This window comes from Anabaena sp. 4-3, assembly GCF_001597745.1.
In the GTDB taxonomy this organism is placed as follows: domain Bacteria; phylum Cyanobacteriota; class Cyanobacteriia; order Cyanobacteriales; family Nostocaceae; genus Trichormus.
In genome coordinates this window covers 69423-85230 of the sequence record NZ_LUHJ01000065.1, presented here as the reverse complement: position 1 = coordinate 85230, position 15808 = coordinate 69423, and the positions used below count along the sequence as shown (strand labels likewise).

Sequence of the window (15808 nt, the reverse complement as noted above, 5' to 3'; positions counted from 1 at the left end):
TTGAGTCAGTTTTACAAGTTCCCTGATGATTTGTAGCGATTAATCATAAGTAAATTTGCCACAATAATAAAAGAAAGATGATTCTGACTGCTGAAATGGGAATTTCATGAATAATGTTCTATGAACCCTTGCCGAATTTTCCAGTGGTTCTAGTTGTAGTTAATCTTAATTAGTGAGTTCTGCGCCAAATTTTTGGTAATCTTAACAAATGCTCTATCTCAGAAATTTAACTTATCATCCCACAGCTTGCCCAACAGCGATTCTCAAATCTGTGAACTTGGAATTACCACCCCAACAGCTAGGATTGATTATCGGCCCTAGTGGTTCTGGTAAAAGTACCTTACTAGAGATATTATCTGGACTAGCTGAACCCACATCAGGCGCGGTTTTTTGGCGAGAACAAGAACTTATATCAGAACAGTTGCAACAATTAGCTGGCTTAGTATTTCAGTTTCCAGAAAGACACTTTTGCGGTGGTACGATTTTAGAAGAACTGCGTTTAGGACATCCCGAACTAGGAACTGAGCGTGTCAGACAAGCATTAAGCGAGGTAGGATTAGAGCATTTATCATTGTCTGCGGCACCTCATGCTTTAAGTGGAGGGCAGCAACGACGTTTAGCCTTAGCGGTGCAACTGATACGCCAACCCAACTTATTATTGTTAGATGAACCGACAGCCGGGTTAGACTGGTCAATGCGACGGCAATTGGTAAATTTATTAGCCAAACTCAAACAAGACTGGACACTATTAGTAGTAACACATGATGCCGGGGATATGCTGGCGATCGCCGACCGTTGTTGGACACTGAACCACGGTGAACTAGAGTCAGTAGAACCCGCAGTATTAGAAGCGAAAGTCAAAGAACCCCAAGCTGCGGTATGAGATAAGGGACTGGGGACTGGGGACTGGGGACTGGGGACTGGGGGGTAGAGGAGATTTTTACCCCACAATTCTTTAATTTTGAATTTTGAATTTTGAATTTTGAATTGATATAATGACTAACACATTGCCAGGAATGGCAGAAATTTGGCAAGAAACTCTTAATTGGCAACCTACCGAAGAACAGCAAGCGAAATTTCAACAGCTTTATGAATTAATTTTAGAAGGAAATCGCCAGTTAAACTTAACTCGTATCACTGAACCTCAAGAATTTTGGGAAAAACATCTATGGGATTCATTGCGGGGAATTGCACCACAGCAAAAACTTATTTCATCACTTGAAGAAGGTGCATCTGTAATTGATATTGGTACAGGTGCAGGTTTTCCTGGTGTACCCATTGCCATAGTTGCACCTAACTCTACAATTACCCTAGTAGATTCCACCCGCAAAAAGATTAACTTTATCGACACAATATTAGATAAACTTGCCCTAACTAACGCCAAAACCCTAGTTAGTAGAGCCGAAGAAATCGGACAACAAACCCAGCACCGTCAACAATATGATATAGCATTAATTCGCGCAGTTAGTAATGCGTCAGTTTGCGCCGAATACACACTACCATTACTCAAACAAGGTGGTTTAGCAATAATTTATCGTGGTACATGGACAGAAGAAGAAACTCAAACCTTGCAAAATGCAGTCATACAACTAGGTGGAGAAATAGAAGCAATTGAAAACTTCTCCACACCCCTCACCCATAGCATTCGCCACTGTCTTCACCTGCGAAAAATTGCCACCACACCAGCTAAATTTCCCCGCACTGTAGGAACACCCACCCAAAAACCCCTCTAATACATCACTCTCAAACAAACTCCGCGCTCCTCCGCGTTTACCTCCGCGTTCCTCCGCGTTTAAAAATCAACTCTTTCCAACCTCAATACAAAGGTATACTCAAACCAAATCCTGGTAATACATCTTCACCCGATAACGCTGTAGGCAAATTTCGCAATTCCACATCTTGTCCTAAACGATAAACTTCAACTTGCTGCTGTTGAGGATTTATCAACCATCCCAATTTTACCCCCGCATCCAGATATTCTTGCATTTTCTGACGCAGAGTTTCTAAATCATCTGTTGCTGACCTTAATTCAATGATAAAATCCGGCGCAATAGGGGGAAATTTACATTTTTGTTCAGGAGTTAAAGCTTCCCAACGTTCTTTTTTAATCCAAGCTGCATCAGGAGAACGGTCAGCACCATTTGGTAATTTAAATATAGTAGAAGAACTAAAAGTATAACCGAGTCGAGTTTGACGATTCCAAATTCCTAAATCAATAATTAAATCTGCTTCTCGATTGCCACTTTCTCCACCCACAGGTGGCATAATAATTAATTCTCCGGTAGATGTGCGTTCAAATTGAAACTCCCGGTTATTTTGACATAACTGATAGAACTGTTCATCGGTGAGGTGAACGGTGTCTAATTTTAATGTCAAAGGACTGATAACCATACAAAGAGCCTGGTTAGTAATGGCGATAGATAGATAGTATCAATGACGGCGAACAACCGCCCATAAGAGTAAATTAAATTAATTGGAATTGCCCACCCTACGGTGATTGAGAATGGTGCAGGATATCCATTAACAATATCGCATCCCCTCAACCTTTGTTAATCAAGTCAGTCGCTTCTTGCTAACCCAGATACTCCAACATGATCATACAAAACAAAATCACCAAACCTGGGTTAATCTTGTCTAAGTATATATACGAATTACATAAATGCTTGTATATGTATAATTTAATAAGGGAAGAGTATTAAATTAATATTCCAAAATTACTTGATTCATGAAACAACCGTTATTTAGTCAAGTGTCTAGAGCTTTGACACAAACCGTCACCCTAGCTTCCCTGACAGTATTAGCCACAATTGCAACAACCAACCAACCAAGCTACGCTAGAGGTGCAACCTTTTACTGTAGTAAAAGTCAAGGTGTACCAGTCACCTTTGCCCGCACTCAAGATGGTAGAAAAGTCACAATAATTCGTTGGACTTCTAACGCTTACTTTCCACCACCTTGGACTGCTCAACGTCGCTGCGTAGAAGTATCTAAGAGATTTCAAAGAAGTAACGACAAAGGTACACTGAAAAATATTACTACCGGGATGCTGAGAGGTGAACCTGTAGTTTGTGCTGGTACTAGCCAAAATTCACGCTGTACAGATGACAATTTGTTATTTACTCTCAAACGTGGCATTAATCCCAATGCTACACTACGTAGACTCTTAGACCGTCGGGGTTTAGCTGCTGGTAATACACTTCATGAAAGTGCTAGCGACACAATTAATATTAACTTCGAGGATTACATAAATAATGCCACAGTTGAATCAGATTAAATTAAAATGGTTTGGCGCATATTAAAACTTGTCGCCTGTATTGGTGGTGTGTCACTTTTGCTATCAGCCTCCGCAGAAACTAGCCGCATTTATGCTGAAAAAACTAGCATTACACCACCGCCTACTCAATTCTCAATAGAACAGTTGCAGGAAAAAGCATCCGCAATTACTGTGAAGATATTATCAACAGAATTCTTGGGTTCAGGAATATTATTAAATACGCAAAATTCAGTTTATACAGTATTAACTAATGCCCACGTTCTGAGAGCAGATAATCCGCCCTATCACATTCAAACACCAGATGGTCACATTTATCAAGCAGACATACAAAAGAATGTGAATTTTCACGGTTATGATTTGGCAATACTGCAATTTACCAGTCTTAAAAAAGCCTATTCTGTAGCGGCGTTGGGTGCTTCGCCAAAAGTGGGGGAGGAAGTATTTGTTGCTGGGTTTACTGTGGAGGAAAAACCGCAGGAAATTAAATTTTTGTTGACTAGAGGTAAAGTATCTCTAGTATTAGAAAAACCTTTAGAGGAAGGCTATCAAGTCGGATATACCAACCGTCTAGAAAAAGGGATGAGTGGAGGGGCTTTGTTGAATAAAAGGGGTGAAGTTGTTGGTGTGAACGGAATGCACGCTTATCCTGTATGGGATGTTCCCTCTGTATTTGTTGATGGTTCGCAAGCACAGGAAAATTTACATCAGCAAATTATTAGTTTGAGTTGGGCTGTACCAATAGATCAGGTGATGCAAATGATCGGAAAATTTCAGAAGTCTAAGATGTCTAATGTAGAGACGTTTCATGAAATGTCTCTACTGGAGATTGGAGGCTAAATTAATGAACTATAAATATACACTTCCAGCCGCAATCATAGGTTTATCAATAGCTTTTGTACAGCCGCAAGTCGCCACGGCAATCTGTAGTAATAAACAAGTAGATGAGATAGCCGAGAAAATCACGGTATTAATTGACAGTAAAGCACCTGGTTCTGGGGTAATTATTAAGCGACAAGGAAATATTTATACTGTTCTCACCGCTTATCATGTTGTGAATAAACCAAATTTTAAATATGAAATTGTCACACCAGATAATCAACGCTATCAACTCAATTATCAGACTGTGAAAAGGTTAGATAATAAGATAGATTTAGCCATTTTGCAGTTTACTAGCAACAAAGATTATCAAGTGGCTAAATTTGGTAATTCAGATAAGTTAATCAGAAGAACAAATGTTTATGTGGCTGGTTTTCCTCACAAGACAGCAGGGGTGAAAGTATCTGTTTATGATTGCCGTAATGGACAAGTAATTGCCAATGCTACTCAAGCATCTATTGATAATGGCTATAATTTAATTTATGACAATCCTACACTTATAGGCATGAGTGGGGGAGCAGTATTGAATGATCAGGGAGAAGTGATAGGTATTCATGGTCAAGGAGAAGAATCAAGTGATGTTGCTCTTGATAAGATAAATCCTGCAATTGCTATTGTAAAATCAGGTAGAAATGCAGGTATTCCTATTAATACTTTTATTAGGTTGTCGGCAAGGAATGGTATGGATGTGGGTGTGCGGTTGCCTGATGCACCGAAGAAGACAGGATTAAAGGCGGATGATTATTTGGCTTTGGCTGCGGATAAGTTTGGCAAAGGAGATTATAAAGGTGCGATAGTTGCTTATAACGAAGTTATTCGCCTTAATCCTAATAATACCGAGGCGTTTTTGTATCGGGGTTCCACCTACTATACTTTAGGAGATAAGCAGGGGGCGATCGCTGATTACAACCAAGCTCTCAAGATTAATCCTAACTATGTTCAACCCTACATCAACCGGGGAGTTGCCCGTTCTCAATTAGGAGATAACCAGGGGGCAATCGCTGATTTCAACCAAGCTCTTAAGATTAATCCTAACTTTGCCTTAGCCTACAACCACCGGGGAAATGCACGTTCTCAATTAGGAGATAACCAGGGGGCAATATCTGATTACAACCAAGCTCTCAAGATTAATCCTAACTATGCTGGAGCCTACATCAACCGGGGATATGCCCGTTCTGATTTAGGAGATAAGCAGGGGGCGATCGCTGATTTCAACCAAGCTCTTAAGATTAATCCTAACTTAGACTTAGCCTACATCGGGCGGGGATTTGTCCGTTATGAATTAGGAGATAAGCAGGGGGCAATAGCTGATTACAACCAAGTTCTCAAGATTCATCCTAACTTTTACTTAGCCTACATCATCCGGGGACTTGCCCGTTCTGAATTAGGAGATAAGCGGGGGGCAATAGCTGATTACAACCAAGCTCTCAAGATTAATCCTAACTATGCCAATGCTTATCACAATAGAGGAATTGCTTATGCTTCTTTAGGAAATAAATTTCAAGCAATATCTGACTTACAGCAAGCTGTGAAACTTTATCAGCAACAGGGTGGCAATGAAAAATTTTTAAGAAATGCCCAAGCTAAAATTAAGGAATTACAACAACGGTAAAATTTAACTAATTAATAATTATCTGGCACAAAGACCCAAAGAATGAGAATGTCTAAATCAGTATTTATAAAATGAAAGTATGAACAGGATTTATGATTGAGATCGATTTTATCCGCGTTTATCGGCGTTCATCTGCGTTTAATTTTTTCCAATTTAATGCACTATTTTAGTCTAGACAGTCCAATACAAATATACAAATAAATTTTGGCTAATTAATTTCTAAAGATTTAATCATCTTCTCTGCTGTTTTTACAAACTCATCATAATCATCTATTTTCGCTGTATAAGTAATTATATAAGTTTTGTCACCTTTGAAAGTCATAACCTGCATATTCTTTAAACTATCCTTGCCACTTTTACCAGTGAAGATTAATTGTCTAGCTTCTTTATTTGCCAGTGTTGTTTTACTTTGAGTAAGAATCTTACCTCCTGCCAAAGTATTGTTAATTTCTTTAATATTGGATGCTTGCAACTCATCTAATGTACCAGAAAACTTATCAACAGTAATTGTCACGTTTTCTTGAAACTTATCTACATCACGTTGTTTAGGAGATATAAAAGTAACCAATTCGCCAGTAATTGGGTTTTCTAAATCTTGTCTATCCCAGGTTTTTGGATATTTTATCTTGATTCCATATTGAGAATTTTCATATAAATTGAAATCGTCTTTGGGAATCAAGAAGCTGATTAAGCTGATAAATACAGCCATTCCTAAGCCTAGCAGTAACTTCCAGTTTATAGGCTTTGGTGATAAGCTTTTAACGGCTTGTAAAGCTTCCTTGGCTGTAGGGTAACGCTGATGAAAGTTATAACTCACCATTTTATCTAAAATTTTTGCCAGTTTTGGACTGACATTTACGTATCTACGCCAAATTATTTCTCCTGTTTTTGCATCTTCTTCTAATTCGTGAGGCAGTACACCTGTTAGTGCTTGAATAGCAACCATCCCCACTGCATAAACATCACTGCTGAGTTGCGGTTTACCTCTTTGTTGTTCAAGTGGCATATAGCCAGGAGTACCAATAATTAAAGTAGAAGTAATTTGTCCCTGACTATTAACTATCTGTGTGCTAATTTGTTTAACTGCACCGAAATCAATCAGAACAATTTTATTATCTGACTTATGACGACGAATATTGCTAGGTTTAATATCTCGATGAATAACTTGATGTTTATGTACAAATTCTAATACTTCTAAAATTTCTATGAGAAGTTTAATCACATCAGATTCACTCATTTGTTTACCTGATGGTAATTCATCGCTCAAATCATGACCTTCTATATGTTCCTGAACTATATAAAATTCCTGATTTTCGGCTATGTGGGCTAAAAGTTGGGGAATGTGTTGATGCTTTCCCAAAGTTTCTAGCATTACTGCTTCTTGGTCAAAAAACTCTTTAAGTTTTTTCAAAGTTATTGGGTCTTTACTGGGTGGTGTAAACTTCTTGACAACACAAATCGGGTTTCCTGGTCGTTTGGTGTCTTTCGCTAAAAATGTAGTCCCAAACCCACCTTGTCCGAGCTTGTTAATAATGAGGTAACGGTTGTCTATAATCTTGCCTCTCATACCAAAAGCCTCTCTGTATACTGGCAGTTATGCCCCCATTTTATGTTAATTATGGCACACATTTTGTTTTTGGGTACATAAGGTATGATTGATAAAATTAAAACCAGGACTCCAGTTTAATTACTTTAGCACTTCCCGTAGGCGTAGGCATCAATACTAAAGCCTCTCCCCTACAAATGTCGAGACTTTGCATCCAAGTCTCGACATTTGTAGGGGAGATTCACGGGGTTAGGTTTTTCAGATGTTAATGTTAGCAATAATACTTTTAAAACAATCTCTTAGCCCTTATCTATAAATACGTTATCATCAATCTAAAAATCATCCTAGAGGTTAAGTAAAATGACACAGGAATTAATCGACCTCAGAAATAGTATTTTACAAGGACGTTATGAGGATGCTTTGGCAATTGTTGATGAATTGGAAGGGATGAGTAAACAAGCCAATCTCAGACAAATTCAATCTTTTTTGAAAATTTTATTGATTCATTTAATCAAAAATCAAATAGAAAAGCGTCTAACAAATTCTTGGGCTGCTTCTATTCGTAATTCAGTGAGAGAAATTCAAAAAATCAATATTAAAGATAATAAAAAATCTTATTATGTCAATCAAGATGAATGGGAGAATCTGATTGAGGAAGAAGTAATTGAAGATGCGATCGCTGATGCTAGTCTAGAAGTAATGAACGGTGCATATAGCCAATTTCAACTAGCTGATTTAATCAATAGAAACGAACTAATGCAGAATGCTGTAAAATTTTTGCTCCTCACTTATACTTATTCACCAAAAGAATTACCCAGGATGGTTGTAGAAACATTGACGCAATTACCTGGGGGTGAAAACTGGGGATGAAAATTTTAGCTCCCCGACTTTTCAAAGAAGTCGGGGAACTGGTTAACTAAAATTAACCGAAATGTTTGATAATTGCGTCGGCAAATTCAGAGCATTTGAGGGGTTCAACGGGTGGTTCTAGCAATCTAGCTAAATCATAGGTAACTTGACCGTTAGCGATCGCATCCCCTAAACCTTTCTTAATCAAGTCAGCCGCTTCTTGCCAACCCATAAACTCTAACATCATCACACCAGACAAAATCACTGAACCAGGGTTAATCTTGTCTAAGCCGGCGTGTTTGGGTGCTGTGCCGTGGGTAGCTTCAAAAACGGCGCAGGAATCGCCAATATTTGCCCCTGGCCCCATCCCTAAGCCGCCAACAATCGCAGCAGCCGCATCAGACAAGTAATCGCCGTTTAAGTTCATTGTCGCCAGAATTGAATACTCATCTGGTCTGGTTTGGATTTGTTGAAAGATACTATCAGCAATCCGGTCATTGACCATGATTTTATCTTTCCACTTGCCGTTACCGTGAGTTTCCCAAATTGCATTAAGAACTGTTTCAACTTCCTTGACAATTTGAGCTTTCTTCTCTTGAGTCAAAGCATCAAAACCAGGATCAATCAACCGGGCGTTTTCTTCCAGAGAAATATGAGGATTTTTCTCTTTGTTGCTTAAAATCCAAGATTCTCTTTCTGTAACGCACTCTTGACGAAATTCCGTAGTTGCTAATTCATAACCCCAATCACGGAAAGCACCTTCAGTGTACTTCATGATGTTACCCTTATGCACCAGAGTTACTTGTTGCTTGTGTTTGGGTAATTGCAGGGCGTGTTTGATGGCGCGTCTGATTAAACGCTGAGAACCTGTTTTGCTGATGGGTTTAATCCCGATACCCGCATCCAGAGGAATTTGCTTTTTACCGTGTTCTGGGGTAGCGGGGATGAGTTCTTTGTTGAGGATGGAAATTAGGCGATCGCCTATTTCACTGCCTTGCTTCCACTCAATCCCCAAATAAATATCCTCTGTATTTTCCCGATAGACAATCACATCTAGCTTTTCGGGATTTTTGTGAGGTGATGGTGTACCAGCATAGTAACGACACGGACGCACACAGGCGTATAAGTCAAAAATTTGGCGTAATGCCACGTTTAAAGAGCGAATACCACCACCCACAGGAGTAGTCAAAGGCCCTTTAATAGCGACACCATACTCTTTAATAGCTGTCAACGTATCCTGCGGCAAATACTGATAAGTACCGTATAAATCACAAGCTTCATCACCAGCGTAAACCTTAAACCAGCTAATTTGACGCTTACCCTGATATGCTTTTGCTACCGCCGCATCTAGAACTTTTTGCGTAGCCGGCCAAATATCAATACCCGTTCCATCGCCCCGAATAAACGGGATAATGGGATTGTCTGGTACAACAGGCTCACCATTTTTGAAAGTAATTTTTTCTCCAGTCGTAGGGGGGTTAATCTTTTCGTACATACTTTACAAACTCCACAAAGATACGCAACCAGTTACAAGATGCTGTTTTTCCAGGCTGGCAAATTTTACTGTAGATATTGGGGATTGGGGACTGGGGACTGGGTACTGGGTACTGGGGACTGGGTACTAGGAAATAATTTCCCCCTCATCCCCCTCATCTCCTTCATCCCCCTCATCTCCCTCATCTCCCTCATCTCCCCTGCACCTTCCTCGCCTAAACGCCTCTAACCTCTGAATGTGCAGATTTTCCCCCTATTCCCCTTGTACAGCATTTGGGGATTTCAGTATAGGATTCAGTGAAACTGCCGCAATTTTGTACGATCAAAAATAGTAAACTACTTTTCGCTATCATTGCTTAATCTTAGATTGAGCCAGATAGCCAACTGCTTCTTCACTGACCGCTAACACGAGTAATGGCATGACAGACCCAATGATTCTATCAGGCAATGCTAAGGACATCGACTCCCTCCGAGAAAAGTTAATCGCTGGGTCTATGCAAGTTCAAACACAAATCATCCCACAATTAGCTGATTTGGGTAATCAGGGATTAGATGTGTTGATGGAATTTTTATTGCAACGTCGAGACACCCCAGCGACTTGGGTTGATGGCAAAGCCTACCAAGTTATCTACAACTCTGATGCACCTCAAGCCCAAGAGTTTCTGCAAACTCATTTTTCTGAAGGCATTGTACCTCTAAAATCAGACGCAGGGATTAATTATAAACCTTTGCAACAATTACTAGCTGCTCAAGATTTCCAAGCAGCCGATCGCGTGACAATTGAAAAAATGTGCGAGTTGGCAGGCCCGACAGCAGTCAAAAGAAAATGGTTGTATTTTACTGAGGTAGACAATTTCCCCACCGTAGATTTACATACGATTAATAATTTGTGGTTAGTTCACTCTGAAGGGAAATTTGGTTTTTCAGTCCAGCGAGAACTTTGGTTAAGTTTGGGTAAAAATTGGGACAATCTCTGGACGAAAATTGGCTGGAAAAATGGTAACAACTGGACAAGATATCCCAATGGCTTTACTTGGGATTTGACTGCGCCTAAAGGTCATTTACCTCTCTCAAATCAATTGCGGGGTGTGCGTGTTATTGCTTCTTTATTTGCTCATCCTGCTTGGTCTAAGTGAAGGGGGGAGTGGGTTCTAGGGAGTGGGTTCTGGGTACTGGGAAGGGAGATGAGGGATAATGACTAATGACTAATGACTAATGACTAATAACTAATAACTAAATCTCAAATTAAATCATGGCCAGAGTTCTTTTAGAAGATATCAAGCGTAGATTTAACAATGTCACCGCTATTGAGGATATTTCTTTTGAAATTCCTGATGGTGAGTTTTGGGTTTTAGTAGGCCCTTCCGGTTGTGGTAAGTCTACAATTTTACGGACAATTGCTGGTTTAGAAACTGCCAGTTCTGGCAAACTTTATATTGGTGATCAGTTGGTCAATAGTGTCCCAGCTAGACAGCGTGATGTGGCGATGGTGTTCCAAAATTACGCGCTGTATCCGCACATGACGGTGGCGGAAAATATCGCCTTTGGGTTAAAAATGCGGCGGGTTGACGCGAAAATTATTCAAGAACGAGTCGTAAATGTGGCGCGATCGCTGTCTTTGGAACACTTACTTGATCGTAAACCTAAACAGCTGTCTGGTGGTCAACAACAACGGGTAGCATTAGGACGAGCGATCGCCCGCGAACCTCAAGTATTTTTATTAGATGAACCTTTGTCTAATTTAGATGCTCAATTGCGAGATGATACTAGAGCCGAATTAAAACAATTACATCAAGAATTAGGCGTGACAACTATTTATGTCACCCATGATCAAGTCGAAGCTATGACTTTAGCCGATAAGATTGTGGTACTCAATCGGGGAAGAATTCAACAAATTGGCGACCCCCAAAGTATTTATGCTCGTCCTGCGAATCAAATGGTGGCTACTTTTTTAGGTAGTCCACCCATGAATATTTTACCCGCAATCTATAAAAATGATGGTTTTGATGTGGGTGGTCAGTTAATAGAAATTCCCGCATTTCTCAGAGAAAATTTACAACTACCTCTAGGTCAAAGTATTGATTTGGGTATTCGTCCCGAACATATTGCTATTAACAATGATTCAGAAGTTAACAATCCACAACCAGGAGTTTTATTAGTTGATGTCAAGGTAGTAGAACCTTTGGGAAGAGAAACTTTAATTCGTGTGGGTTTACCTGGCGCGATGACACTTTTGAATATTCAGGTGGGTGGTGATGTGCGTCCGCATCCAGGCGATCGCCTATCTTTAAAACTAGATTTAAATCAGTTGTTTATCTTTGATCCCAAAACAGGAGACAGAATTTTACCTCAAAATTAACTCTAGTTGTGTTGTCAGCTAATCATGCAAGTCGCTAGTTTGGGCGGACTTAATACAGTTGCGCCCATCTAAGTTAGCGGCATACAATGCTTGATCATTTTTAGCTAAAGCGTTCACCTGCTTTTATGTAATATCATGTCCGTTTGAATAGTTATCATATCTGTTGGGGTGGGGAACAGGGAACAGGGAACAAGAAAAGAGAAAAGAGAAAAGGGAAAAGTTCAGCATCGAAAACTTATCATAAGTAATTAGCCGGACATGATATAACTCAGCTACATGCCGTTAAAGGCTGTAACGGAATTTCTATGCACATCTCACAACCCTTGCCATTTTCAGAAATACACTTAATTTTGCCACCATGTTCTTTGACAACAATTTGATAGCTAACAGATAATCCCAAACCCGTACCTTTTCCTGGTTCTTTGGTAGTAAAGAAAGGTTCAAAAATGTGCGATCGCACATCTTCAGAAATGCCACAACCATTGTCAGCAATACTAATGTTAATAGTATGCTGTTCTATAAGTTTTGTAGAAATCTTAATTTGAGGGGTGAAAATGATTTTACTCCGAAATATTTTATGTTCTAGAGCATCAATAGCATTATTGAGAATATTCATAAAGACCTGATTCATCTGGGCTGCATAGCATATAACTTCAGGCAAATTACCATATTCTTTAATAACTTCAATTACCGGATAATTAGGCTGGGATTGTAGCCGATGTTGTAAGATTAATAAGGTACTGTCTAAACCTTCATGCAGGTCAACAGGTTTCATATCAGCTTCATCCAGTCGGGCAAAAGTACGTAATGACAAGACTAACTGAGAGATGCGCCCTGCACCCATCTTCATGGATGCCAGAATTTTGGGTAAATCATCAGCAATAAAATCTAAATCGAATTCTGATATTTGCTCTTGAACTGTAGCGGTTGGATGGGGATAGTTTTTTTGGTATATCTCCAGCAATTTAAATAAATCTTCTGTGTGTTCATTAACGTAGGGTATATTACCGTAAATGAAACTAATCGGATTATTAATTTCGTGTGCTATACCAGCGACTAATTGACCCAAGCTAGCCATCTTTTCACTATGAATTAATTGGCTTTGTGTTTCCTTTAACTCTTTGAGTGTTTGGGCAATTTCTTCCTTTTGACGCTGAGTTTGTGCGAGTAATTCTGCTTGCTGAATCGCTACTCCCAACTGAGTACCGACTTGAGTCAGCAAATAAACCTCATCTTCTTGCCAATCGCGCATTCCAGTATTCTGGTAAGCTGCCAGCAAACCCCAAAGCTTTTGACCGTGATAAATGGCAATAATTACATAAGCTTTTGCCTGATAAGCTTCTAATACTTTCAGGTAGCAGTCGCTAAAACCTGCATTGTAAATATCATGACAAACACGGTAAACTTCACCTTTAGTGAAGCGACCACCTTGGGTATCTTGTAAATAAGTATCTATGACTGGGGTTTTAGCTAAATCTTTGGCACTACATTCGCTGATGTTGTCTTGTAATTCCGGTCGTCTGAATTGTTCATCAATCAGGGAAATCCAACCCTCACCTACAGATTCATACACAAATTCCCCACTCCAATCAGGATTGAAGCGATAGATAGCGACGCGATCAGTATTGATCAGCTTTCTGATTTCTGCGGTGGAGGTGCGGAAAATAGTTTCTAAATCAAGAGACTGACGGATTTTTTCAATAGCGATCGCTATGGTTTTTTGCCACTCTACCGCTTTGGCTTTGGCTTTGACTTGTGCTAGTTGTGTTGATTGTGCTTTGACTTGTTCTATGTAATCTGATTGCTGCAAAGCAATTCCTAAATATTCAGCAATGAGTTGCACAAACTCAATTTCTGATGTGTCCCATTGTCGATAACTACTACATTGATGTACACAGAATAATCCCCAGACATCTTTACCTTTGATCAAGGGAACAGCGATATTGGCACGTACTTGATATTTCTCTAGCATCTGAACGTGACAATTACTAATTCTTTTGTCAGAAATATCAGTTAATGCTTTAATAAGACCTTGCTGATCAAATCGAGTAAAATCTTCAGAAAAAGAATGCTCCCCAAGTTGAACTGTGAGTAAAGAACTACATCCATCTGCCACATCTTCATAAATAAATTTTCCTTTGCATCCCAACTCAGGAGCAAAACGAAACACCACTACCCTGTCAGCTTTCAGAATCTGGCGCACTTCCTGTACCGTAAATTTAAATATGGTATCTGTGTCCAAAGACTCACGAATCCGAGTGATTACTCTAGACAATACTGTTTTCATCTCAGACTTATATTCCCCTTGCTGTAATTTTAGTAGTGGGATTTGTATCATGGAAAACTTACTCACTTTACGTGACAATTCCAAAATTCAGTAGTTTCTATATCAGGATTCCCTTTAGCAGAGTAAAGATAACTGTTTTTAACATTCATCTGTCTCATGGCGTAGTAAAGATAACCTTTCGTAATATTCATCTATCTCAAGATAGAATAAAGATAAACCTCGGTTGTGTTTATCAACGACAAGTTAATGGTTACTACGGAATTAGAAGCCGGGAAGCTCCAAGAGCATAGGGGAAGCTACACTTTTAGCAGTGCCGGTTTTTAGTGTCATATCTTGCACCATTCTCCAGAAGCTTAAGGTGGGCATTGCTAAACGTAAAACTAAAGCTTTGAGCAACTTCCAAGCAATGCCCACTCTACAAACTACTGTAGAGACGTTGCATGCAACGTCTCTACATTATTATTTGATGCAACTTCATAGAGAATTGGTATGACTACGAACTTGTTCTGAGTTCATAAGCTGTTTTGTACTGCCAAAATTTAGGGACACGGTGTTGATTCACCATGTCCCTACCAAACGAAATATGATTGAAAAAACTGCGCTGTGTTGACACTCGTGAATTATCGCCGCTTGGGGGTGCTGCGTCGGAGTTCACGTTTTTCGTTCTCACGAAGACGGCGATCGCGCCAGTCTGCCAAGGTTAAATAACCCACGCCACCAGTAACTAGCACCAGTAGCACCAAGGCAAATAAAGCCAAAATACTCAGGAATGGACTTTCCACAATTCCTCTACAGTCCGTTACGTCCCCATACTACCATTGCAATTGACCAAGTGAACACAACGAGGAGTGATACCCAACCTAATGTCAAAATCGCCATAGTCTTACTTTTGGAATTATTTACAAAACATCTCTAATATTTATCATACTGGGGACTGGGTACTGGGGATTGGGTATGGGGCAATTTTCTGATTTTTGTCCGCATTTGATTAAGACGTGATTTATCGCGTCTCTGCAAGGTAGTTTTGAATTATTCAAGATATGAACCAAATTTTCAATCAACAACTCATGGCAGAACGGTTAGAATCCCTCAAAGCTGGAATTATTGGGGGTTTGTCTTTGGGTTTGGCTTTCTTAATTACGAGTCTGCTCAATACCCTAGTGTTGGCAAAGTATTTTACAATACTTGTAAGTCTACAAACAGATTTTAATTGGGATTGGTGGCTGAGTGGAGCGATCGCAGGTTTTTCTGGTTTCCTATTTGGTGTCACCTACCGCTATATCATCCGCAAAGATGATAACTCACATTTAAAATCTGGTGGTGTGCTGGCTTTTGGCTTGGTGCGAGGCTTAACCCAAGTAGAGTTAGGCTTAAATAGTAGCAGTACAGTGTTACCCTTTGTAGTCTTGGCTAGTGAAAGTATATTGTGGTTTGCTATTGCGGCGATCGCTCTTGATATCTCTATGCAATTCGCTTTTTTAAAACCTTTTAGTAATTAGTCATTAGTTATT

General features: G+C 39.6%; 16 protein-coding genes. 9 read left to right on the top strand and 7 right to left on the bottom strand.

From position 1 onward, the window contains the following. Positions 1–208 precede the first annotated feature (208 nt). Both A3775_RS17450 and rsmG read left to right on the top strand, forming a co-directional pair. On the top strand, positions 209–883 hold the full coding sequence (locus A3775_RS17450; protein ID WP_066426026.1) for an ABC transporter ATP-binding protein: 675 nt from the start codon (positions 209–211) through the stop codon (positions 881–883). Positions 884–995: 112 nt separating this feature from the next. Further along, complete coding sequence (gene rsmG / locus A3775_RS17445; protein ID WP_066426024.1) at positions 996–1733, top strand: 16S rRNA (guanine(527)-N(7))-methyltransferase RsmG; 738 nt, start codon at positions 996–998, stop codon at positions 1731–1733. Between the two features lie 82 nt (positions 1734–1815). On the opposite strand, the gene A3775_RS17440 is transcribed toward rsmG, so the two are convergent. Next, positions 1816–2391, bottom strand: a complete 576-nt coding sequence (locus A3775_RS17440) for a Uma2 family endonuclease (protein ID WP_066426022.1) — start codon at positions 2389–2391, stop codon at positions 1816–1818. A 334-nt stretch (positions 2392–2725) separates the two neighbouring features. Here A3775_RS17440 and A3775_RS17435 point away from each other — a divergent pair, with 334 nt between their 5' ends. The 3 genes from A3775_RS17435 to A3775_RS17425 are packed head-to-tail and all read left to right on the top strand — an operon-like array spanning position 2726 to position 5762. Then, entirely contained in the window at positions 2726–3274 is a 549-nt protein-coding gene (locus A3775_RS17435; protein ID WP_066383480.1) for a COP23 domain-containing protein, read from the top strand. 6 nt (positions 3275–3280) lie between these two features. Continuing rightward, entirely contained in the window at positions 3281–4111 is an 831-nt protein-coding gene (locus A3775_RS17430; RefSeq protein WP_066426020.1) for a serine protease, read from the top strand. Between the two features lie 4 nt (positions 4112–4115). Further along, positions 4116–5762 (top strand): serine protease, encoded by a 1647-nt coding sequence (locus tag A3775_RS17425; RefSeq protein ID WP_066426017.1) that lies wholly within the window; start codon positions 4116–4118, stop codon positions 5760–5762. Between the two features lie 208 nt (positions 5763–5970). Here A3775_RS17425 and A3775_RS17420 read toward each other — a convergent pair whose 3' ends face one another. Continuing rightward, positions 5971–7329, bottom strand: a complete 1359-nt coding sequence (locus A3775_RS17420) for a serine/threonine-protein kinase (RefSeq protein ID WP_066383473.1) — start codon at positions 7327–7329, stop codon at positions 5971–5973. 339 nt (positions 7330–7668) lie between these two features. Between A3775_RS17420 and A3775_RS17415 the strand changes: the two genes are divergently transcribed. Then, complete coding sequence (locus A3775_RS17415; protein ID WP_066426015.1) at positions 7669–8178, top strand: DUF29 family protein; 510 nt, start codon at positions 7669–7671, stop codon at positions 8176–8178. A 52-nt stretch (positions 8179–8230) separates the two neighbouring features. Here A3775_RS17415 and A3775_RS17410 read toward each other — a convergent pair whose 3' ends face one another. Further along, positions 8231–9652, bottom strand: coding sequence for an NADP-dependent isocitrate dehydrogenase (locus A3775_RS17410; RefSeq protein WP_066383469.1), 1422 nt, complete (start codon positions 9650–9652; stop codon positions 8231–8233). Positions 9653–10070: 418 nt separating this feature from the next. Here A3775_RS17410 and A3775_RS17405 point away from each other — a divergent pair, with 418 nt between their 5' ends. Further along, on the top strand, positions 10071–10787 hold the full coding sequence (locus tag A3775_RS17405) for a GUN4 domain-containing protein (RefSeq protein WP_066383466.1): 717 nt from the start codon (positions 10071–10073) through the stop codon (positions 10785–10787). Positions 10788–10903: 116 nt separating this feature from the next. Next, complete coding sequence (locus A3775_RS17400; RefSeq protein WP_066383463.1) at positions 10904–12010, top strand: ABC transporter ATP-binding protein; 1107 nt, start codon at positions 10904–10906, stop codon at positions 12008–12010. Between the two features lie 268 nt (positions 12011–12278). Here the strand turns inward: A3775_RS17400 and A3775_RS17395 are convergent, their stop codons facing one another. The 4 genes from A3775_RS17395 to petN form a co-directional block, all read right to left on the bottom strand. Next, positions 12279–14348, bottom strand: coding sequence for a GAF domain-containing protein (locus A3775_RS17395; RefSeq protein ID WP_066426013.1), 2070 nt, complete (start codon positions 14346–14348; stop codon positions 12279–12281). Between the two features lie 210 nt (positions 14349–14558). Then, positions 14559–14711, bottom strand: coding sequence for a hypothetical protein (locus tag A3775_RS24375; RefSeq protein WP_156481669.1), 153 nt, complete (start codon positions 14709–14711; stop codon positions 14559–14561). Positions 14712–14917: 206 nt separating this feature from the next. Beyond that, on the bottom strand, positions 14918–15079 hold the full coding sequence (locus A3775_RS24740) for a hypothetical protein (RefSeq protein ID WP_197480189.1): 162 nt from the start codon (positions 15077–15079) through the stop codon (positions 14918–14920). Positions 15080–15086: 7 nt separating this feature from the next. After that, positions 15087–15176: a cytochrome b6-f complex subunit PetN gene (petN, locus tag A3775_RS23740; protein WP_010998401.1), complete on the bottom strand. Its 90-nt coding sequence runs from the start codon at positions 15174–15176 to the stop codon at positions 15087–15089. 161 nt (positions 15177–15337) lie between these two features. Between petN and A3775_RS17390 the strand changes: the two genes are divergently transcribed. Beyond that, on the top strand, positions 15338–15796 hold the full coding sequence (locus A3775_RS17390; RefSeq protein ID WP_066383453.1) for a hypothetical protein: 459 nt from the start codon (positions 15338–15340) through the stop codon (positions 15794–15796). Positions 15797–15808: the final 12 nt, after the last annotated feature.